Annotated in this window: 14 protein-coding genes, 2 tRNA genes and 3 rRNA genes; 3 read left to right on the forward strand and 16 right to left on the reverse strand. The window is 55.5% G+C overall.

The window, feature by feature from the left end:
* Positions 1 to 2 precede the first annotated feature (2 nt).
* Genes PuT2_RS03035 through rsmB form a run of 3 tightly spaced genes read right to left on the reverse strand, consistent with a single transcriptional unit; the run spans position 3 to position 4,323 of the window.
* Entirely contained in the window at positions 3 to 2,342 is a 2,340-nt protein-coding gene (locus PuT2_RS03035; protein ID WP_093969591.1) for an ATP-binding protein, read from the reverse strand.
* On the reverse strand, positions 2,339 to 2,926 hold the full coding sequence (locus PuT2_RS03040; RefSeq protein WP_093969534.1) for a DUF4390 domain-containing protein: 588 nt from the start codon (positions 2,924 to 2,926) through the stop codon (positions 2,339 to 2,341). The genes PuT2_RS03035 and PuT2_RS03040 overlap by 4 nt, the downstream gene beginning before the upstream one ends.
* Entirely contained in the window at positions 2,923 to 4,323 is a 1,401-nt protein-coding gene (rsmB, locus tag PuT2_RS03045) for a 16S rRNA (cytosine(967)-C(5))-methyltransferase RsmB (protein ID WP_093969535.1), read from the reverse strand. Before rsmB ends, PuT2_RS03040 begins: the two co-directional genes overlap by 4 nt.
* A 134-nt stretch (positions 4,324 to 4,457) precedes the next feature.
* Between rsmB and rimO the strand changes: the two genes are divergently transcribed.
* The gene (gene rimO, locus PuT2_RS03050; RefSeq protein ID WP_093969536.1) at positions 4,458 to 5,774 is read left to right on the forward strand and encodes a 30S ribosomal protein S12 methylthiotransferase RimO; all 1,317 of its coding nucleotides are present in this window, start codon (positions 4,458 to 4,460) and stop codon (positions 5,772 to 5,774) included.
* Here rimO and fmt read toward each other — a convergent pair.
* Together fmt and def are read right to left on the reverse strand one after the other, a co-directional pair.
* Positions 5,756 to 6,706 (reverse strand): methionyl-tRNA formyltransferase, encoded by a 951-nt coding sequence (fmt, locus tag PuT2_RS03055; RefSeq protein ID WP_093969537.1) that lies wholly within the window; start codon positions 6,704 to 6,706, stop codon positions 5,756 to 5,758. The genes rimO and fmt overlap by 19 nt on opposite strands.
* Before the next feature lie 6 nt (positions 6,707 to 6,712).
* Positions 6,713 to 7,225, reverse strand: coding sequence for a peptide deformylase (gene def, locus PuT2_RS03060; RefSeq protein ID WP_093969538.1), 513 nt, complete (start codon positions 7,223 to 7,225; stop codon positions 6,713 to 6,715).
* A 121-nt stretch (positions 7,226 to 7,346) separates the two neighbouring features.
* Between def and dprA the strand changes: the two genes are divergently transcribed.
* Both dprA and PuT2_RS03070 read left to right on the forward strand, forming a co-directional pair.
* On the forward strand, positions 7,347 to 8,525 hold the full coding sequence (gene dprA / locus PuT2_RS03065; RefSeq protein WP_093969539.1) for a DNA-processing protein DprA: 1,179 nt from the start codon (positions 7,347 to 7,349) through the stop codon (positions 8,523 to 8,525).
* Between the two features lie 28 nt (positions 8,526 to 8,553).
* Entirely contained in the window at positions 8,554 to 9,024 is a 471-nt protein-coding gene (locus PuT2_RS03070) for a hypothetical protein (protein WP_093969540.1), read from the forward strand.
* Positions 9,025 to 9,057: 33 nt separating this feature from the next.
* Here PuT2_RS03070 and PuT2_RS03075 read toward each other — a convergent pair whose 3' ends face one another.
* The 11 genes from PuT2_RS03075 to PuT2_RS03125 form a co-directional block, all read right to left on the reverse strand.
* Positions 9,058 to 10,074 carry an amino acid ABC transporter substrate-binding protein gene (locus tag PuT2_RS03075; RefSeq protein WP_093969541.1) on the reverse strand — a complete coding sequence of 339 codons (1,017 nt, stop codon included), beginning with the start codon at positions 10,072 to 10,074 and terminating at the stop codon, positions 9,058 to 9,060.
* 20 nt (positions 10,075 to 10,094) lie between these two features.
* Positions 10,095 to 10,796, reverse strand: a complete 702-nt coding sequence (locus PuT2_RS03080; RefSeq protein WP_093969592.1) for a YggS family pyridoxal phosphate-dependent enzyme — start codon at positions 10,794 to 10,796, stop codon at positions 10,095 to 10,097.
* Between the two features lie 43 nt (positions 10,797 to 10,839).
* Positions 10,840 to 12,138, reverse strand: a complete 1,299-nt coding sequence (locus PuT2_RS03085; protein WP_093969542.1) for a sulfate adenylyltransferase subunit 1 — start codon at positions 12,136 to 12,138, stop codon at positions 10,840 to 10,842.
* On the reverse strand, positions 12,138 to 13,046 hold the full coding sequence (gene cysD / locus PuT2_RS03090; RefSeq protein ID WP_093969543.1) for a sulfate adenylyltransferase subunit CysD: 909 nt from the start codon (positions 13,044 to 13,046) through the stop codon (positions 12,138 to 12,140). Before cysD ends, PuT2_RS03085 begins: the two co-directional genes overlap by 1 nt.
* A complete protein-coding gene (locus PuT2_RS03095; RefSeq protein WP_254046919.1) occupies positions 13,043 to 13,819 on the reverse strand; it encodes a phosphoadenylyl-sulfate reductase in 777 nt (258 codons plus the stop codon). The genes cysD and PuT2_RS03095 overlap by 4 nt, the downstream gene beginning before the upstream one ends.
* A gap of 89 nt (positions 13,820 to 13,908) precedes the next feature.
* Entirely contained in the window at positions 13,909 to 14,847 is a 939-nt protein-coding gene (locus PuT2_RS03100) for a pseudouridine synthase (protein ID WP_093969544.1), read from the reverse strand.
* Positions 14,848 to 14,939: 92 nt separating this feature from the next.
* A 5S ribosomal RNA gene (gene rrf / locus PuT2_RS03105) occupies positions 14,940 to 15,052 on the reverse strand.
* 245 nt (positions 15,053 to 15,297) lie between these two features.
* Positions 15,298 to 18,184 (reverse strand): 23S ribosomal RNA (locus tag PuT2_RS03110).
* 438 nt (positions 18,185 to 18,622) lie between these two features.
* Positions 18,623 to 18,698, reverse strand: a tRNA-Ala gene (locus PuT2_RS03115).
* A gap of 14 nt (positions 18,699 to 18,712) precedes the next feature.
* Positions 18,713 to 18,789, reverse strand: a tRNA-Ile gene (locus PuT2_RS03120).
* Positions 18,790 to 18,921: 132 nt separating this feature from the next.
* Positions 18,922 to 20,813: ribosomal RNA gene (locus tag PuT2_RS03125) — 16S ribosomal RNA — on the reverse strand.
* Together the 16S, 23S and 5S rRNA genes with 2 tRNA genes alongside form the textbook arrangement of a ribosomal RNA operon.
* Positions 20,814 to 21,315 lie beyond the last annotated feature (502 nt).

The raw sequence follows: 21,315 nt of genomic DNA on the forward strand, positions 1-21,315 counted from the left end.
ACCTATATTTTTTTCGCATTATCGTACCCTCGCCCGGCTTCGTCCAGCGCAGCGGCAGAATTTAGCAGCCGCGTGAACAAAATAGACACCCGAGCACCCCCTTCGCGACGGTTCGACACATCAATGCGACCGCCGTGCTCTTCGATAATTTTCTTGACGATTGCCAGCCCAAGGCCGGTTCCTGCCGATTTTGTGGTGACATAGGGCTCGAAGACCCGGGTCAGCACCTGCGGCTCGAACCCCGGCCCGCTGTCGGAAACCGTCAGCCGGACCGCCTGAATTTCCGGACCCTCGTCGTTAATACGCGAGAACGTCAGTTTGGTCTGCACATAGATTTTAGCCTCTGTCGCGCCGGCCAACGAAACCGCATCGCGCGCATTGGCCAGAAGGTTATGAATCACCTGGCGCAACTGAGTCGGATCGCCTTCGATGTGAGGCAGGTCGGCTTGCAGGTCGGCCTCGATCCGCAAGCCTGTCGGCTCATCGCGCACGACGGCACCGGAAGGGTCCCAACCGTATAGCGTCATAATTTCAGACACCAGCACATTCAGGTCAAGTGACTGCATCTGGGCCGGCGGCGTGCGGGCGTACTCACGAAAATCATCGACCATTTTCTTGAGTGACGCTACCTGATTGACAATGGTATTGGTTGAGCGCATCAACATGGCCGCGTCGGTATCATCCAGGCGCGACGCCAGCTTCATGGCCAAGCGTTCGGCCGACAGCTGAATGGGCGTCAACGGATTCTTGATTTCGTGAGCCAGACGCCGCGCCACTTCGCCCCAAGCAACGGTGCGGTTGGCCGAAATGACCTCACTGATGTCATCAAAAACGACCAAATACCCATTCGCCCGGCCATCAACCGTCAGGTGGGTACCGCGCGCCAGCAAGGTCACAACATTTTTCTTGGCTTCGTTATCGCTGGCCGCCTCACGCTCTAGCTCAAACTGCTGCTGCCAATATGCACGCTCCGACTCGACTGCGGCATGAGCCGCAAACGCATGGCGGATCAGTTGAGACAACGTAAATGCACCATCGACTGTTTCAAGCGGGCGGCCTTTAACCGAGCGCAAATCGACACGCAAGATGGATTGAGCCCCCTGGTTGAACATACTGACCCGGAAGCCTTCATCAAAAACCAGCACCCCCGAAGACAAGTTGCTCAGTACCGACTCGAGATAAACATTGGTTCGCTCGAGCTGTTGCCGGTTGCGTTCGACCATCTGCCGAGCTTCGTCGAGTTGACGCGTCATGGCATTGAACGAACGAGTCAGTTGGCCAACCTCGTCCTTTTCGGGAGGCTCGGGTAGGGGCCGGTAATCGCCAACACCCACGGCCTGCGTACCTGCTGCCAGCGTCAATAGCGGACGAACAAGACGACGAGAAACACCCAGGGCCACCACTACCGACGCGAACACCGCCAGAATCAATGCCAATGTCAGCGTTATCCCGTAAAGCTTACGCAACCCCTGACGAGAGAGCGCCAGCTCTTGGTAATCGCGAAAGCCTTGCTCGACCTGGCTGGCGTTGCGCGCAATTTGCTCGGCCACCGGCTGGATGACCTGCAACCAGCGCACTTCGGGCGTCACGCCCAATGCCGTCGTAGACCGGTCGAGTCGCTGAATAGGGACAACGACCCGCAAGAACAAACCCGTATGCAGATCCCCTTCGGGGCGTAGTCCTTGTCCGACATCGTCGGCCTCAGCCGCCGCATAACTGCGCGATACCCGCAACTGATTCATGACGTGCTGCGGCGGCATGTCGGGTATCAGCTTGCCATAATCGGCCGTTGAGAAGGCCACTGTGCGGCCGCTCCCAGAAAAAACCATGGCTTCGGCGACACTGCCCTCTTCACGTAGGCGAGAGATCAATACCCCCATGTCCGCATCGGGTTTGTCGCCCAGTTGCTCGGCCATAGACTTGGCGCGAACGTTCAGGTCGGCCAGTTGAAGGTCGAGCACGGCCCGCCCCAGACTCAAACCGGACTCAAGCGCACTATCGACCCGCACGTTGAACCACGACTCGATGGAGCGCGACATGAACTGAACCGAGAGCACATAAATCAGGGCGCCGGGCAACACCCCGATCAGCGCAAACGACAACGCGAAACGAGCCGTTAAACGGGCTCCGAACTGTCGCCGACGAATCTGGCGCACTAGGCGCACGGCCAGCACCACAACCCAGAACACCAGGGTGACCGCGAACACCGCATTCAGGCCTAACAGTGTGTCGTAGTGCTGAGCAAACCGTGAGGCATTACCCGTTGACCAAACCAGCAGGCTCAGCAACGCCAGCGCGCTGATCACCGCAATGACCAGCGTCAGCCGAATCGCCCATTTCAGGACGGGTCGGGTGTTTGCGGAGAAATTGAAAATAAGAAATCTTTCCATGGGGTCACAATTGACCAGACGCTGCTGTTGAAAGAATCGATGCGAAACGGGCGCGGCAGGCGAGAAGTATCGAGACGAAGACGAAGGCGGCCACTATATTCTTTGCCCGTTTCAAAGGCGTCGGCCGGCGCGACCGCCCAACCCCGAATGTGTTTGACGTAAGCCAACGCGTCTTCGAAGGTAGCTTCAGGCAAGGTCAGGTCGCCAGCCCCAACCCGCCATTGGCGGGTCAGCACGTTATAAGACAACCGAAAAGTCTGTTGCTCGTTGGCCAGCACCTTATCAAACCACCACCAACGGTCGGCCACGATCTCCAGATCGGTCGTGAAATACAAGGGCATGCCTTTTTCAGCCGCCTGACGCAGCTCGGGATCAACATAAATGTCGACGTCTGCGTCAATGTATAGCTGACCATTGCGCACAACCGGCTCGACGCTGACGATCTGATCGGCGTGCGCAAGCGACCAGCCCGTTTGTATTACAACAAACAGACCAACAACACACCAGACAGAAAACAGGCGCCGAAAAAAGGTCATGACGCATTATTGTTGTCGACAGCGGCCTGCTTTGCAAACAGGGCAAAAAAGAAACCATCGTGCGCTGCCGCCTGACCATCGACCGGCAAAGGCAACAATTGGCCCGGGGCATCCAGACGCACGGCATCGGGGTGCTGTTCGAGTACCCACTGCGCCTGAGACTCGCCTTCCTGAGGAAACACGGAACAGGTCACATACAAAAACCGCCCGCCCGGCTTCAGGGTCTTCCACAACGCCTTCACGATTTTTCGCTGCAAGGCGGCCGTACGAGCGATGTCGGCCTCGCGACGCAACCACAGAATATCTGGGTGACGCCTAACGACCCCTGACGCCGTACACGGCACGTCGGCCAAAATAGCATCGAAGGGCTGACCATCCCACCAAGTGTCGAGTCGCGACGCATCGGCGGCCGTCAGTTTGACATGGCTCGAGGCCAACCCCAGCCGCTCCAGGTTCTGCCCGACACGGGCCAACCTTGAAGCATCAGCATCAAGCGCGACCAAATCAAGGTCTGCCAACTCGAGCAAATGCGCGGTTTTACCGCCTGGCGCTGCACACGCATCAAGCACACGCATACCCGACTGAAGGCCCAGCAACGGCGCTGCCAGTTGGGCGGCGGCATCTTGCACCGACCACCACCCTTGAGCAAAGCCCGGAATATCTTGTACAGGTCGTGGATGTTCGAGCACCACCGCTGCGTCGGGGCCATGGGCAATCCCTTCGAGCTGGACCGCATGTGCATTAATACCTGCCGCGCCCAAATCGGCCAGAAACTGCGTGACTGTGCGCTTTCGCGTATTGACGCGCAGCGTCATGGGCGGAGGAAGCTGTGCGGCTGAGAGCACCGCCTTCCATTGGTCAGGATAAGCTTGGCGCAGTCGTCGAACCCACCAGTTGGGGTGATTCCATCGAGCTTCGGGGTTGCCGCGGGCGCGCGTTAAAATGGCCTCGCGCTCACGCGTGAAACGACGTAAAACACCATTGACCAGCGCCTTGAAGCTTTGCATGCGCCGATGTCCAGCTACGGCGCTTACAGCCTGATCTACCACCGTGTGCACGGCATAGACCGGCCAATCAGGGCGTACCGGCTTGCCTTCGCGGGTCAACTGCTCGGCAACCATGGCGGTATCAAGCAAACACAACGACACCTGCAGCACCGCATCGAGCAATGGCACGGGCGGCGTTTTGGCAACTAGCATGTGCTTGACCTCAAGGGCCTGGCCCAAATGGCGCATGACATGAAAGCTGACCGCTTGCGTCGCCCCCTTCAGGGTTGGCGGAGTTTGTGCCATCACATCGGATAGCGACCGCCCTTCGCGCACCGCCGTCAGGCATTGCGCACTGGCCAAAATAATGTCGGAAAGCGCATGGCGGGAAGGGGTTGTCGCGTCGGTCACGTTGTCAAATAGTCGTAAAAATTCATTCCACGGGAATGTAGCATTAATTTAGCTGCACGCCGTCGCTGTGCGCGACGGCACAACGCAGTAAAATTCTTTTTTCTTTCAAGCCTTAAGGCTCAAGAGGTTAACGCATGAGTTCCCCAAAAGTTGGTTTTGTCAGTCTGGGATGCCCCAAAGCGCTGGTCGACTCCGAACGTATTCTGACCCAGTTGCGCACCGAGGGTTATGCCATTACACCCGACTACGATAACGCCGACGTTGTGGTCGTTAATACCTGTGGCTTTATCGACAGCGCCAAAGCCGAATCGCTCGACGCCATTGGCGAAGCCATTGCCGAGAACGGCCGGGTGATTGTGACCGGTTGCATGGGGGTCGACGAGTCGGTCATCCGCGATGTACACCCCTCTGTTCTGGCGGTTACCGGCCCTCAACAATACGAACAGGTGGTACGCGCCGTTCACGAGGCCGCCCCGCCCAACCTCCAGCACGACCCCTACACCGATCTGGTCCCGCCGCAAGGGGTCAAGCTTACCCCCCGGCACTACGCGTATCTGAAGATCTCGGAAGGCTGTAACCACCGCTGCAGCTTCTGTATTATTCCGTCGCTGCGCGGCGACCTGGTCAGCCGCCCCATCGGCGACGTCATGAGCGAGGCCGAACGGCTGGTCAACGCCGGGGTGAAAGAGCTGCTGGTTATTTCGCAAGATACCAGCGCCTACGGGGCCGACATCAAGTTCCGTAGTGGCTTCTGGAATGGCCGCCCCATCAAAACACACATGACGCAGCTGTCCGAGGCGCTGTCAGAGTTCGGGATCTGGACCCGACTTCACTATGTCTACCCCTATCCCCATGTCGATCAGGTGATCCCGTTAATGGCCGAAGGCAAAATCCTGCCTTATCTCGACATCCCGTTCCAGCATGCCAGCCCTCGCGTCCTCAAACTCATGAAACGCCCGGCATTCGAAGACAAAACCCTGGCACGTATCAAACAGTGGCGCGAAACCTGTCCCGAACTCACACTACGTTCGACATTCATTGTGGGTTTCCCCGGCGAAACCGACGACGACTTCGAGTACCTGCTCGATTGGATGTCCGAGGCACAACTTGATCGCGTTGGTTGCTTTCAGTACTCTCCCGTCGACGGCGCAAAAGCCAACGAGCTGCCCGATCCAGTTCCCGACGAAGTCAAACAGGAACGTTGGGAACGCTTTATGGCTCACCAGCAAGCCATTTCGGCGGCGCGCCTGGCCCAAAAGGTCGGCCGGGAAATCGACGTGCTGATTGACGAGATTGACGAAGATGGCCCTATTGGCCGATCGAGCGCCGATGCGCCCGAAATTGATGGCAATGTCTTTGTAACGACCGACCGCACCCTGAAGCCGGGCGACCTGGTGCGAGTTAAAGTCACCGACTCTGACGAATACGACCTTTACGGCGAAACGATCTGAGGCGAACCCCGCAAGAAAGCGCCGATATCCTGGCGCTTTCCGCCCGGCTTTTGCACCTGCAAAATGCGCAACACGCCATCGCTAGTGGCCACATCAAGACCTGCCTCGGAAGCTGCCACGATGGTGCCAGGTTCCAGGGCCTTTACGGCCGGCATGGCTTGAGCGGCCCAGACCTTAATGGGCGCCTCCCAACCCGGTAGCTGCAAGGTTGCCCCCGGTACAGGGTCGAATGCTCTTACACGGCGCGCCAAAACGACGGCGGGTTGCGCCAGGTCTAGTGCGGCCTCGGCCTTGTTAAGTTTGGCGGCATAACACACACCTGCCTCGGGCTGCGGTGCCGGGGCCAGCGATTGTTGCGACAGCGCGTGCAAAGCCTCGACAATACATTGACCACCCAATTCGGCCAAGGCATCGTGCAGTTGCGCTGCCGTATGCGTTGCGCTAATGGGTAGGGACTTCACCAGCAGCATATCGCCGGTATCCAGGCCTTCGTCCATTTGCATGATGGTAATGCCAGTTTCGGCGTCACCCGCCTCGATGGCCCGCTGAATTGGGGCCGCGCCGCGCCAACGCGGCAACAAGCTGGCGTGGATATTCAAGCAACCCGCAGGCGGCAGGGTCAGCGTCCATTGGGGCAAAATCAGCCCATACGCCGCAACCACCATGACATCGGGCCGGGCCTCGATCAGGGCTGCCTTGGCCGCCTGGGCATCTTCCGGATACTTGCCATCGAGCCGAAGGCTACGCGGTTGCTGGACAGGAATGCCGGCCTGCAATGCCGCCTGCTTGACCGGGCTTGGCGTGAGCTTTAACCCCCGGCCCGAAGGGCGATCGGGCTGTGTCAGCACCAAGGGTACCTCGTGCCCGGCAGCAAGAATGGCATCGAGAGCGATGCGGGCGAATTCGGGGGTGCCGGCAAAAACAACACGCATTGCCGGTTATACCTTATCGAGTTCGCGTTCTTGCTTGCGCAATTTGGTTTTGATGCGGTTCAGTTTCAGCGACGAGAGGTATTCGACGAAAACCTTACCTTCGAGGTGGTCGAGCTCGTGTTGCACACAAACCGCCAGCAGGCCGTCGGCATCGAACTCGTAGGTCTCGCCCTTTTCGTTCAGGGCACGCACTCGGATATGTGCCGCGCGTTCGACCCGGTCGTAAATACCCGGCACAGAGAGACACCCCTCTTCGTAAACCTGGCGCTCGTCGCTTTTTTCGATGATTTCGGGGTTAATGAGAACCCGCAAATCGTTACCTTCTTCAGAGACGTCGATGACAACGACGCGCTCGTGAACGTCGACCTGTGTTGCGGCAAGCCCCACTCCGGGCGCGTCATACATGGTTTCGGCCATGTCGCGTACCAACTGGCGGATACGATCGTCGACCGTCTCGACCGGTTTGGCCACCTTGTGCAGGCGCGGATCTGGATAACGAAGGATGGGAAGCAAAGCCATGGCGTAATCAGTTTAAAAGGTGGTCTTCCATTATACCAACCGCCTTCCGGTCACGGCCGGCAGATGTTTATGTCGCGCACCATTTCACGCCGCCTGTAACTCTGTGGCAAACTGCTGCGCTATGCCTGTATCTCTTGATCACGACGAATTGGCTGCCTGGGTGCGCCTGACGCTTGAGCCCGGTCTGGGGCCCGCACAGGCCCGCCATCTGCTGGCGGCCATCGGGCTGCCGCAAGCTATTTTTACGCAATCTGTGGCACAACTCATGAAGTTTCTGCCTCAAAATCTGGCCCTGCAGCTTGCGCAAGCCCCATCAGCAGACATTGCCCAGGCCATTGCGCAAACGCAGCGCTGGCTCGAACACCCCAGCCACCATCTGTTAACGCTAGCCGACCCCGACTACCCCGCCAGTTTGCTCGAAATCCACGACCCGCCGCTGGTGCTGTACGTCAATGGGCAGCTTAGCACCCTAAACCGCCCCAGCATTGCGATTGTGGGCGCACGCAGCGCCACCCCCGGCGGCCTTGAAAACGCCAGCGCATTTGCCCGCCATCTGGCCGAACGCGGCTGGTGTGTTGTCAGTGGCCTGGCATCGGGCATCGACACGGCCGCCCACCAGGGGGCTCTGGACGCCGGCCCAAACGGCGGCGGCACGTTAGCCGTCATGGGAACAGGCATCGATATTATCTACCCTGCACGCAACCGCGACCTGGCCCACAAAATCGTCGAATACGGTACGTTGATCTCTGAGTTTCCCATGGGTCAACGCGCCATGCCTTACCAGTTTCCAAGACGCAACCGGATTGTCGCGGGCTTGAGCCGGGGGGTGCTGGTGGTAGAAGCCGCCGTGCAAAGCGGCTCGCTGATTACGGCGCGCCAGGCCGGCGACATGGGCCGCGAAATATTCGCCATTCCCGGCTCCATTCACTCACCGTTGTCCAAAGGCTGTCATCAACTCATCAGGCAAGGGGCAAAGCTGGTGGAGTCAGGACAAGATATTCTGGAAGAAATTTCGGGTGTTTTGCCGGGCCTGGGTAAGCCTTTACACGTTGTCGGTGCATTGCCCAAAACACGCGGCGCTTTGCAGGCATCGGGCGCTGCCGGTCATGACACACCCGACCCCATATTGCACGCCATGGGCTTTGACCCCATTGATGTCGATACACTCTTGCAGCGTACCGGGTTAGACATTACCCTGCTGAATAGCCGCTTAACCCTGCTTGAACTTGATAACCGGGTAGCCCGACTGCCCGACGGCCGCCTGCAAAGAGTCGCAGGCACAACAGGCCCCACCCATTAACTTTTTAACGCGAACCACTGAATACTCTATGCTGCGCAGCCAACGTCCCTCTGCTGAAGAACACGCCGAACTCATGCAAAAGCTGGGTCCGCTACCCATCGAAGGAGCGTCATGGCCTCGTTGGATAAAAATCGCGGCATGGATCATGCTTGGCCTCATCGCCTTCCAGTTTATTATCACCGCCACCGGGCCCAATGGGCAGAACGTCAATCCATACGTGGCCGCCAGTCTGGTCGCTTGCTACGTGGCGCTGATTGTTGTGGCGCGCTACATGACCACATCGGTCACCCGCATTACGGCCGAAGGCATCCAGCAAAGCTGGCTTAGCCAACGCCTGATCACTTGGGATGACATCCAGTTCACCAAATTTATCCCGCTGATTTCCTCAAAAAAACTGATTTGCTTTGTCAGCAAGGGCCGGCCGGTAGTTTTCCAGGGCGGCACCCGCGAGCTGCAAACCGCTTTTGCACAAATCTCGTTGGTTTACCGCCGGCGTTAAAGCGGCTTAGTGCCGTTTTGGATCCGGGCGTGACTACCGAATAGGCAACGGGTACATCAACCCACCCTGGCTCCACAACGCATTCAGCCCTCGATCAATTTTCAGGGGGCTACCCTGCCCAACATTGCGCTCAAAGCTTTCGGCGTAATTGCCCACCTGTTTGATGATTTGATAAGCCCAGCGCGCATCAAGCCCGAGATTTTTGCCGGCATTGCCCGAAACCCCAAGAAGCCGCTGTACGGCAGGCGTTGACTGCTGAGCATGAGCGTCTACATTGCTTGAATCAACGCCCAGCTCTTCGGCCAGAAGCATAGCCGTCAACGACCATTTCACAATATTCAGCCAGGCATCGTCCCCTTGCCGGACAAACGGCCCCAACGGCTCTTTAGAAATGAGTTCGGGCAAAACGATGTAATCGTCGGGGTTACCTAAACGTGAAGCCCGAATGGCGGCCAACCCCGACGCATCGGTTGAGAACACATCGCAACGACCCGCCGCAAAGGCACCGACGGCTTCATTAAACTGCTCAATAACCACCGGCTTATAACGAATATTATTGGCACGCGCCCAATCGGCCAGCGTGTTTTCATTAGATGTCCCTGTTTGCAGGCAGATAGTCGCGCCATCGAGCTCTTTAGCGCTTTTTACACCCAGCGACTTTAAAATCAGGAAGCCCTGACCATCATAAAAATTGATGCCGGCATGAATCACCCCCAGTGCTGTGTCGCGCTGTTGCGTTACCGAGGTGTTGCGAGCCAGCACATCAATTTCGCCCGACTGCAGTGCCGTAAAACGCTGCTGGGAGTTAAGCGGTACTGCTTTGTATTTCTCGGCGTCGCCCAATACAGCTGCTGCGACTGCGCGACACAAGTCTATGTCGAGGCCTCGCCAATGCCCTTTGTCGTCAGGGGCGGAAAACCCCGCAAAGCCAGTGGTAACCCCGCACTGCAAGTAACCCCGTTGCTTGACGACATCAAGCGTCTGCGCCTGTACTGCAGCACTGGCTAAACCCAACCCTAAACCGGCCAGCCAACATTTCCAGAATTTCATACTGTTTTTCCTGTGTGGATTCAATGCGGTGCATAGTCGCGCACGCCAAAAAGGGCCGACCCGATACGGATATCAGTCGCACCCTCTTCAATGGCCCACTCGAAATCGCCCGTCATGCCCATCGACAATCGCTTCACGTCATGATGCCCAATCGCCTGTGCCTCGTCACGCAATTGGCGCAAGCGGCGAAAACACCCACGTACAGCGTGCTCGTCGTCAGAATTGATGGCCAACGTCATTAGCCCTTTGACCCGAAGCGTAGGGAAGCCCTTAAGGGCATCAAGAAAGTCGGGCAGGTCGACGGGGTCGAGCCCGAACTTGGACGGTTCCGGCGAGGTTTTAACCTGGACTAGCACGTCGATACTGCGCCCTTCGTCTTGCAGCCGACGATGCAACACTTCGGCTAAAGCCAGACGATCTAGCGATTGAACTTCGTGTACCCAACGCGCCGCGTCTTTTGCCTTGTTAGTTTGCAAATGGCCTATAAGCACCCAACGCAGATCAAGGTCGGACAATTGCGGCAGCTTGTCGCGAAGCTCTTGCAAACGGCTTTCGCCAAAAGCGTTCAAACCCAGCGCGGCAGCTTCACGAACAGCATTGGCATCGAACGTTTTGCTGACCGCCAACAAATGAACGTCGGCAACGTCCCGACCGACGCGCTCACAGGCCTGGGCCATGCGCAGGCGAATCGCATCGAGCCGCTGCTTCATTGAATCAGACATATCGAAACCCGGTGACATCAGAGGGTTTCGATTGTAGTGCAAGCTATTGGATCATCCCGGCTGCGGCTGTTTGATGGGTAGCAGCATCGATGAGGATGAAAGCCCCCGTACCGGGCAAATCACGATATCGGTCTAGCACCAGCGCATCTCGAGCCGTCAACGTCACTTTGCCAATATCATTCATCTGCAGGGCATGCTGCTCGACTTGGGCTTGGCCAAGGGTATGAATATCACGCCGCGAATGAACGGCCTTCAACTTGACTTGCGTCAGACGCGTCCCGATTTTGAGCCAGTAGGTACGCGCCTGACTGAGCGGCTGCTGATCGAGCCAGCACAGTTCGGCGTCAAACGTTTTGTCGACATGCACCGGGTGCTGCCCCGTCACAAAGACATCGCCCCGCGATACGTCGATGTCCTGATCCAGTTCGACAACAACGCTGTCACCCGCCACGGTATGCTCCACGGGCTCCCCGCCGCGGTACAGTCGGGCAATATGAGCCGTAGCCCCAGATGGCAATACCTTAACCTGTGTGCCCACGGACAATTGACCGCTGGACACCTGCCCGGCATAGCCCCGAAAATCGTTGATCGAGCTGCCCCCATGACGGATCACCCATTGCACGTAAAGTCGAGTCGCGCTATCGGCGACAGGCGCGTCAAGCGGCAATTGCTCAAGTAAGCTCAGCAACGGTGGCCCGTCGTACCACGGGGTAAACGGCGACGCTTTGACGACGTTATCACCCTTTAATGCCGACACCGGCAGGATATGAAATTTGGCGATGCCTAATTGGGTGGCAAGCGCGGCATATGAGTCTCGAATGCGCTCAAAGACAGCCTGATCCCAACCCATCAGATCCATTTTATTGACAGCAACAACGATATGCTTGATGCCCAACAACGCTGCCAACGCGCTGTGGCGCTTGGTTTGCACCAACAACTCACCATCTTGAACACGTGTGGCGTCAATCAGGATAATAGCGGCCTGCGCGGTTGATGCACCGGTAACCATATTGCGTGTGTACTGCTCGTGACCAGGCGCATCAGCAACAATAAATTTTCGTGCTGGCGTTGCAAAGTAACGGTAGGCTACATCAATCGTAATCCCCTGCTCACGCTCGGCCTCAAGGCCATCTGTCAGCAAAGACAGATCCAACTCATTGGCCTCGGTTCGTTTGTACTTTGACCGCGCAATGGCATCCAGCTGGTCGGCAAATACGCCCTTGCTATCAAACAGCAAGCGCCCAATCAGGGTCGACTTGCCGTCATCTACCGAGCCTGCCGTAATGAAGCGCAGCACACTGGTCTCGGTTTGCGTAAAAGGTTGTTCAACCAATGCATTCATCAGAAATACCCCTGTTTCTTTCTTTGTTCCATCGACGCCTCAGACGTTTGATCGTCCATACGAGTTGCGCCGCGTTCGGTGATCGTCGTCAATGCCGTCTCGGCAATAATCGCTTCGGGTGTGGCCGCGTCTGACGCCACCGGGCAAGTGCACGAAATATCGCCCACCGTACGAAAGCGCACACGCACTGTTTCCGGCGTCTCGCCGTCGCGAGGCGGCGTGAGCGGGGTTAAGGGCACCAGCAAACCATTGCGCTTGATGACACTGCGATCATGCGCGTAATAAATGGGTGGCAATGCGAGCTTTTCACGCGCGATGTATTGCCAGACATCCAATTCCGTCCAGTTCGAGATGGGGAACACCCGCATATTTTCCCCTTTGGCAACCCGGGTGTTGTACAAATTCCAGAGCTCTGGACGCTGTGCTTTAGGATCCCATTGACCAAAGGCATCCCTGAACGAGAACACCCGCTCTTTTGCCCGGGCTTTCTCTTCGTCTCGGCGAGCCCCACCGATGCAAGCATCAAAGCCAAATTCCTCGATAGCCTCAAGCAATGTGGTCGCCTGAGCTGCATTTCGCGAATCGGTCTCCGATCGCAAGACAACGCTTCCGCGGCGGATTGAGTCTTCGACAGAGCGAACAATCAAGGTTTCGCCAAGCTCTGCAGCGCGCTGGTCCCGAAACTGGATGACTTCGTCAAAATTATGACCTGTGTCGATATGCATGAGGGGGAAAGGAAACTTGCCGGGCCGAAATGCCTTCTCGGCCAAACGCAACAAGACCACAGAGTCTTTACCGCCCGAGAACAGCAACACCGGCCGCTCACACTCGGCCGCCACCTCGCGCATGATGAAGATGGCTTCTGATTCAAGCCAGTCAAGATGGGTACGATCTGCGGGGTGACTCATAAGACTTCCTTTGTGCTAATGCTTGTGCTTGTCGCAACGTAATTCAAATTGTGTTCGTGCAGGCCGCATTCTTTCGAATCGCTGTTCTCCCACCACCAACGCCCAGCCCTGACATCCTCTCCTGGCTTAATGGCTCTTGTACAAGGCTCGCAGCCAATCGATGGATAGCCTTGATCGTGCAATGCGTTGTACGGAATATTCAAGGCGCGAATAACCGTCCAGATCGCGTCGTCAGACCAGGCGGCAACCGGGTTGTACTTTTCAAGCCCAAACGTCGTGTCATGCTCTTGCTCAGGCAGTTGCGTCCGAGTAATCGACTGATCACGTGTCTGGCCGGTGAGCCAGGCCGAACGACCTTTCAACATGGCCTTTAATGGGTCAACTTTACGCAAGTTGCAGCAGGCCTTACGCAAGGCCACAGACTCGTAAAACGGAAACAAGCCATGCGTTGCCGTAAACTCCTGCACGGCATGAGCCTCGGGGCGGCAAACGGTAATGTGGATATTCAAACGGCGACGCGTCTCGTCAAGCAACGCCAGCGTCTCTTTATGCAGACGACCCGTGTCAAGGGTAAATACTTGAATGGGCAGCGCGGACTGTGCGATGACGTAGGTCAGCACCATGTCGGACGGCGCCAACGAGGTTGCAAACACGGCATCAGGGTGACGCTCGGCAATCAGCGCAAGGCTGGCCTGAAGCTCGCGCCACTGCGCCTGCAGCTCTGTGGGTATGGCCGCATGGGCCAAGGGAAGCGATTCGATCGTCGTCGACACAAAAAACACCTGTTGGGTAAGAACAGGGTTAGTGTGCCCGCGTGTGGCATCGAACGGAACTACGAAATCGTTAAGTGCATATAACCAGGCTAGCTGGCCATTGCCAGCACCCTGTTGCTGGAGAACGTGCGTGTCTTGCCTGTGTACGGGTCGCAGAAAGATACTTCTCGGGCAAGCAGCTGTAATGGCCTGGAGAAATCATCAAACATCGATGAGGGCTGCAATTCGGGATAGAACAGGTCATTACAAATAGGAATGCCCAAGTTACTCATATGAACACGCAACTGGTGTTTGCGGCCCGTGTGCGGCGTCAGCCGATATAGCCCATAGGTGTCCACTGGCCGAATCAATTCGATAAGCGTGCTGCTGTTGGGTAAGCCCTCGACTTCCTGCATGGTGAAGTGCGTCGATTTGGCGTCTAGCCGTGTCTCACGACGTAGCGGCAACGTTAACAAGGGGTCCAGCGGAGCGACGGCCTCATACACTTTTGTGACGTCACGGCTTTGAAACAAGCTTTGGTAGGCGCCACGGCAGGAGGGGTCGATAGTAAACATCATCACACCCGCGGTTTCACGGTCAAGCCGGTGTACTGGACTAAGGTCAGGCAAGCCCAACTGTTGACGCAGTCGGGTCAGGGCGGTTTCTTTTAAATAGCGACCACCGGGAATGCTTGCCAGAAAATGAGGCTTATCTATGACAAGGAGTTGAGCGTCTCGATACAAAATATCGATCTCAAAAGGCACTTGGGGCTCGTCAGGGACTTCGCGGTAGTACCAGAGCCACTGATGTGGCGCGTAAGGCGTCTGGGGCGTGATGGGTACGCCTTCGGCGTCGACGATTTCGCCACGCACAAGACGTTCGTGAATGACGGAGGCTGCGGTAAACCTGAAACGCTGGACAAGGAAGTCGAAAATGGTAGCCCAATCGCCCTGAGGCAGATGCACCCGGCTGGGCGCAATACCGTCGCGCACCGGCAACGGTGCGGCCACACTAACCACAGAGCGAGATCCTGCTCGATTCAACGACATAGTGGCATATTACTGGGGAATCGCGTTTCGCGACTGTATCGCACAAAGAAAAACGCCCCGCAAAGTTATTTGCGGGGCGTTTTAGAATAAAAGCCTGACGATGACCTACTTTCACAGACGTTAATCAACTATCATCGGCGCAGAGGTGTTTCACGGTCCTGTTCGGGATGGGAAGGGGTGGGACCACCTCGCTATGGTCGTCAAGCGTAACTTGTTGCCTGGGCTGATTCTTGGGCCAGCCTGGGCCAATCGGGGAAGAAGCAACGTGTGGGGCCTTGAGGCGCTCACACACGGTGAAGTATGTTGGGTGCTTTACACGTTGAACATCGTTTGATGTTCTGGGGGTTGCGTTGTTTTGCGGTGCTGTTGCTGCGCTGGGGGGTTAACCCCTTGGGCGCAGACTTTCAATTTGTTTGAACGGCACTTGAACACGTTAACCTACAAGGTTATAGGATCAAGCCGCACGGGCAATTAGTACTGGTTAGCTAAGTACATTACTGTACGTACACACCCAGCCTATCAACGTCCTGGTCTCGAACGACCCTTTAGGGGGCTCTAGGCCCCGGGATACCTAATCTTCAGACGAGTTTCCCGCTTAGATGCCTTCAGCGGTTATCTCTTCCGTACATAGCTACTCGGCAATGCCATTGGCATGACAACCGATACACCAGAGGTACGTCCACTCCGGTCCTCTCGTACTAGGAGCAGGCTCCGTCAAGTATCCAACGCCCACGGCAGATAGGGACCAAACTGTCTCACGACGTTTTAAACCCAGCTCACGTACCTCTTTAAATGGCGAACAGCCATACCCTTGGGACCGGCTACAGCCCCAGGATGAGATGAGCCGACATCGAGGTGCCAAACACCGCCGTCGATATGAACTCTTGGGCGGTATCAGCCTGTTATCCCCAGAGTACCTTTTATCCGTTGAGCGATGGCCCTTCCATTCAGAACCACCGGATCACTATGTCCTGCTTTCGCACCTGTTCGACGTGTCAGTCTCACAGTCAAGCACGCTTATGCCATTGCACTATCAGCACGATTTCCGACCGTACCTAGCGTACCTTCGAACTCCTCCGTTACGCTTTGGGAGGAGACCGCCCCAGTCAAACTGCCCACCATGCACTGTCCCCAACCCGGATAACGGGCCAAGGTTAGAACCGCAAACAGACCAGGGTGGTATTTCAAGGTTGGCTCCCTCGAATCTAGCGACTCGATTTCAACGCCTCCCACCTATCCTACACAGGCCGGTTCACAGTTCAATGCAAAGCTACAGTAAAGGTTCATGGGGTCTTTCCGTCTAGCCGCGGGTAGATTGCATCATCACAAACACTTCAACTTCGCTGAGTCTCAGGAGGAGACAGTGTGGCCATCGTTACGCCATTCGTGCAGGTCGGAACTTACCCGACAAGGAATTTCGCTACCTTAGGACCGTTATAGTTACGGCCGCCGTTTACCGGGGCTTCGATCAAGAGCTTGCACCCCATCACTTAACCTTCCGGCACCGGGCAGGCGTCACACCCTATACGTCCACTTTCGTGTTAGCAGAGTGCTGTGTTTTTAATAAACAGTCGCAGCCACCGATTCTCTGTGACCCCATCATGCTCAGGGCGCAGGCCCATCACACTACCGGGGTATACCTTCTCCCGAAGTTACGGTATCAATTTGCCGAGTTCCTTCTCCTGAGTTCTCTCAAGCGCCTTGGAATATTCATCCCGTCCACCTGTGTCGGTTTGCGGTACGGTCTTGCAGTACTGAAGCTTAGAGGCTTTTCTTGGGACCACTTCCAATCAGTTTAAGACCGAAGTCTTATTCAGCCACACCCTTGAATTACGCGCCCGGATTTGCCTAAAGCGCCTTCTATAGTGCAGCAACGGGGACATCCAACACCCCGATGATCTTTCGCAATCCGTCCCCCCATCGCATACTGCAATGGTGCTGGAATATTAACCAGCTTCCCATCAGCTACGCATCTCTGCCTCGCCTTAGGGGCCGACTCACCCTGCGCCGATGAACGTTGCGCAGGAAACCTTGGACTTACGGCGAGGGGGCTTTTCACCCCCTTTATCGCTACTCATGTCAGCATTCGCACTTCTGATACCTCCAGCAGCCTTTACAAGCCACCTTCGCAGGCTTACAGAACGCTCTCCTACCGCGTATATCTAAAGATACACACCCGCAGCTTCGGTAACTGGCTTAGCCCCGTTACATCTTCCGCGCAGGACGACTCGATCAGTGAGCTATTACGCTTTCTTTAAAGGATGGCTGCTTCTAAGCCAACCTCCTGACTGTCTAAGCCTTCCCACTTCGTTTCCCACTTAGCCAATTTTGGGGACCTTAGCTGGCGGTCTGGGTTGTTTCCCTCTTGAGTCCGGACGTTAGCACCCGGTGCTCTGTCTCCCGCGCTGTACTTGCCGGTATTCGGAGTTTGCCATGGTTTGGTAAATCGCAATGACCCCCTAGCCATAACAGTGCTCTACCCCCAGCAGTAATACGCGAGGCACTACCTAAATAGTTTTCGGAGAGAACCAGCTATTTCCAGGCTTGTTTAGCCTTTCACCCCTATCCACAGTTCATCCCCTAATTTTTCAACATTAGTGGGTTCGGTCCTCCAGAACGTGTTACCGTGCCTTCAACCTGACCATGGATAGATCGCCTGGTTTCGGGTCTACACCCAGCGACTAAATCGCCCTATTCGGACTCGCTTTCGCTACGCCTTCCCTATTCGGTTAAGCTTGCCACTGAATGTAAGTCGCTGACCCATTATACAAAAGGTACGCAGTCACCCCATATAGAGGCTCCTACTGTTTGTATGCACACGGTTTCAGGATCTATTTCACTCCCCTTCCGGGGTTCTTTTCGCCTTTCCCTCACGGTACTGGTTCACTATCGGTCGATCACGAGTATTTAGCCTTGGAGGATGGTCCCCCCATCTTCAGACAGGATTTCACGTGTCCCGCCCTACTTGTCTGACGCTTAGTTCCACACGCTGTATTTCACCTACAGGGCTATCACCTGCTATGGCCGCCCTTTCCAGAGCCTTCGGTTATACAACATGCTAAATCGTCACGGCTGTTCCGGTTTCGCTCGCCGCTACTGCCGGAATCTCGGTTGATTTCTTTTCCTCGAGCTACTGAGATGTTTCAGTTCACCCGGTTCGCTTCAACACACCTATGTATTCAGTGTGTGATACCCACTTACGTGGGTGGGTTTCCCCATTCGGACATCTGCGGATCAATGCTTGTTTGCTAGCTCCCCGCAGCTTTTCGCAAGCTACTACGTCCTTCATCGCCTGTGATCGCCAAGGCATCCACCATGTGCACTTAGTCACTTGATCCTATAACGTTATAGGTTATAGGTCTCTAACTTGAGTTGCGTGTTTGTGCCGTTCATCATTTTCAAAGGCCCAACCTTAATAAATTAAGACTGGTTTTGAGAACTACTTGAACTAAATTGTTTAATGCAATCACAACCCGTACTTATCGTTTGCTACAACACGACACTAACTACCTGACACCGAAGTGCCAAACACTTAGCTTTGCGTTGCAACACACCATAACTACTTCATTGTGTTGTTGCTTCTTCCTGATTGTTAAAGAACGATTTACAGCCGCTAACTTTTAGTACCTCACCCAAAGGCAAGCTACTTTTAAAAGCTAACGAACAGAACCCTAGAGTATACCCTAAGATGCTCTTCGTTAACCTGCATGGAACCCAAGAATTTAACTCTCAGACCAATCACCCAACTCACACCCATTCTAGCCACACCGAAGTATGGTGGAGGATGACGGGATCGAACCGACGACCCCCTGCTTGCAAAGCAGGTGCTCTCCCAGCTGAGCTAATCCCCCTTCTCGTAAAACTATGGTGGGTCAAGTTGGAATCGAACCAACGACCCCCGCCTTATCAAGACGGTGCTCTAACCGACTGAGCTACTGACCCTTGGCCTTAACCCGATGGGTGCACTGCTGTAACCTGGATACCACCAGACCACAACCCATGCCGACTGCACTTTCAAACAACCGATAAGCGTGAGCACTTCAAATAATAACCACCCTGCACCAACGTGCTCTTAAAGGAGGTGATCCAGCCGCACCTTCCGATACGGCTACCTTGTTACGACTTCACCCCAGTCATGAATCCCACCGTGGTAAGCGCCCCCCTTACGGTTAGGCTACCTACTTCTGGTGAAACCCACTCCCATGGTGTGACGGGCGGTGTGTACAAGACCCGGGAACGTATTCACCGCGACATTCTGATCCGCGATTACTAGCGATTCCGACTTCATGCAGGCGAGTTGCAGCCTGCAATCCGGACTACGATCGGGTTTCTGAGATTGGCTCCCCCTCGCGGGTTGGCAACCCTCTGTCCCGACCATTGTATGACGTGTGAAGCCCTACCCATAAGGGCCATGAGGACTTGACGTCATCCCCACCTTCCTCCGGTTTGTCACCGGCAGTCTCATTAGAGTGCCCTTTCGTAGCAACTAATGACAAGGGTTGCGCTCGTTGCGGGACTTAACCCAACATCTCACGACACGAGCTGACGACAGCCATGCAGCACCTGTGTTCCGGTTCTCTTGCGAGCACTCCTCTATCTCTAAAGGATTCCAGACATGTCAAGGGTAGGTAAGGTTTTTCGCGTTGCATCGAATTAATCCACATCATCCACCGCTTGTGCGGGTCCCCGTCAATTCCTTTGAGTTTTAATCTTGCGACCGTACTCCCCAGGCGGTNTCATTAGAGTGCCCTTTCGTAGCAACTAATGACAAGGGTTGCGCTCGTTGCGGGACTTAACCCAACATCTCACGACACGAGCTGACGACAGCCATGCAGCACCTGTGTTCCGGTTCTCTTGCGAGCACTCCTCTATCTCTAAAGGATTCCAGACATGTCAAGGGTAGGTAAGGTTTTTCGCGTTGCATCGAATTAATCCACATCATCCACCGCTTGTGCGGGTCCCCGTCAATTCCTTTGAGTTTTAATCTTGCGACCGTACTCCCCAGGCGGTCAACTTCACGCGTTAGCTGCGCTACTAAGGCCCGAAGGCCCCAACAGCTAGTTGACATCGTTTAGGGCGTGGACTACCAGGGTATCTAATCCTGTTTGCTCCCCACGCTTTCGTGCATGAGCGTCAGTATTATCCCAGGGGGCTGCCTTCGCCATCGGTATTCCTCCACATCTCTACGCATTTCACTGCTACACGTGGAATTCTACCCCCCTCTGACATACTCTAGCCCGGTAGTTAAAAATGCCATTCCAAAGTTAAGCTCTGGGATTTCACATCTTTCTTTCCGAACCGCCTGCGCACGCTTTACGCCCAGTAATTCCGATTAACGCTTGCACCCTACGTATTACCGCGGCTGCTGGCACGTAGTTAGCCGGTGCTTATTCTGCAGGTACCGTCAGTTGCGCCAAGTATTATTCAGCGCCGTTTCTTCCCTGCCAAAAGTGCTTTACAACCCGAAGGCCTTCATCGCACACGCGGGATGGCTGGATCAGGGTTTCCCCCATTGTCCAAAATTCCCCACTGCTGCCTCCCGTAGGAGTCTGGGCCGTGTCTCAGTCCCAGTGTGGCTGGTCGTCCTCTCAAACCAGCTACGGATCGTTGCCTTGGTGGGCCTTTACCCCACCAACTAGCTAATCCGATATCGGNTGGTCGTCCTCTCAAACCAGCTACGGATCGTTGCCTTGGTGGGCCTTTACCCCACCAACTAGCTAATCCGATATCGGCCGCTCCAATAGTGAGAGGTCTTGCGATCCCCCCCTTTCCCCCGTAGGGCGTATGCGGTATTAGCCACGCTTTCGCGTAGTTATCCCCCGCTACTGGGTACGTTCCGATACATTACTCACCCGTTCGCCACTCGCCACCAAAAAGAGCAAGCTCTTTTCGTGCTGCCGTTCGACTTGCATGTGTAAAGCATCCCGCTAGCGTTCAATCTGAGCCAGGATCAAACTCTTCAGTTTAAACCTGTAAATCGTATTTTCCTTAGCCCGAAGGCCAGGTCATACGTCGCTATGCTCAAAGAAATAAACAAGTATTTGCGATCCATAAATGAACCGCAGCTTGACTTATTTCTGTGTAAGCACTTATGTAGTATTACTTTAGCCCCTTCGTGAGAAGGGTGTCGGCCAAAGTGGCTACCTTCAAAGTGCCCACACTTATCGGTTGTTTAATTGTTAAAGAGCAGTGTCGCTGCAACACGTTTGCCACATCGGTGCCGTAGAATCTAAACCCTACCGAACCGCAAGCGCTTCGTCTTGCTGCGCTTCGTTGATCTGTTTGATCAGCGAAGAAACGAGATTATGAACCCTTTTTTTATCGCTGTCAAATCGTTTTGCAGTTTATTTTAAAAAGTTTTTAATCAACTTCTTAAAACCACCACCACGACTTGAACAACTCGCCTTACTCAGGCCAACCCCACAACCGAAACCCAGAACCTGGACCCCAACTGCGCGGCTTAAAAAA

The sequence above is a fragment of the Pusillimonas sp. T2 genome (genome assembly GCF_002236805.1).
Classification (GTDB): Bacteria; Pseudomonadota; Gammaproteobacteria; order Burkholderiales; family Burkholderiaceae_B; genus Neopusillimonas.

Coding starts and splice junctions, on each gene's coding strand:
- PuT2_RS03070 (WP_093969540.1), top strand. CDS start 8,554: ATGCTGCGCAGCCAACGTCCCTCTGCTGAAGAACACGCCGAACTCATG.
- PuT2_RS03040 (WP_093969534.1), bottom strand. CDS start 2,926: ATGACCTTTTTTCGGCGCCTGTTTTCTGTCTGGTGTGTTGTTGGTCTG.
- dprA (WP_093969539.1), top strand. CDS start 7,347: ATGCCTGTATCTCTTGATCACGACGAATTGGCTGCCTGGGTGCGCCTG.
- rimO (WP_093969536.1), top strand. CDS start 4,458: ATGAGTTCCCCAAAAGTTGGTTTTGTCAGTCTGGGATGCCCCAAAGCG.
- fmt (WP_093969537.1), bottom strand. CDS start 6,706: ATGCGTGTTGTTTTTGCCGGCACCCCCGAATTCGCCCGCATCGCTCTC.
- cysD (WP_093969543.1), bottom strand. CDS start 13,046: ATGAGTCACCCCGCAGATCGTACCCATCTTGACTGGCTTGAATCAGAA.
- PuT2_RS03085 (WP_093969542.1), bottom strand. CDS start 12,138: ATGAATGCATTGGTTGAACAACCTTTTACGCAAACCGAGACCAGTGTG.
- PuT2_RS03100 (WP_093969544.1), bottom strand. CDS start 14,847: ATGTCGTTGAATCGAGCAGGATCTCGCTCTGTGGTTAGTGTGGCCGCA.
- PuT2_RS03080 (WP_093969592.1), bottom strand. CDS start 10,796: ATGTCTGATTCAATGAAGCAGCGGCTCGATGCGATTCGCCTGCGCATG.
- PuT2_RS03075 (WP_093969541.1), bottom strand. CDS start 10,074: ATGAAATTCTGGAAATGTTGGCTGGCCGGTTTAGGGTTGGGTTTAGCC.
- def (WP_093969538.1), bottom strand. CDS start 7,225: ATGGCTTTGCTTCCCATCCTTCGTTATCCAGATCCGCGCCTGCACAAG.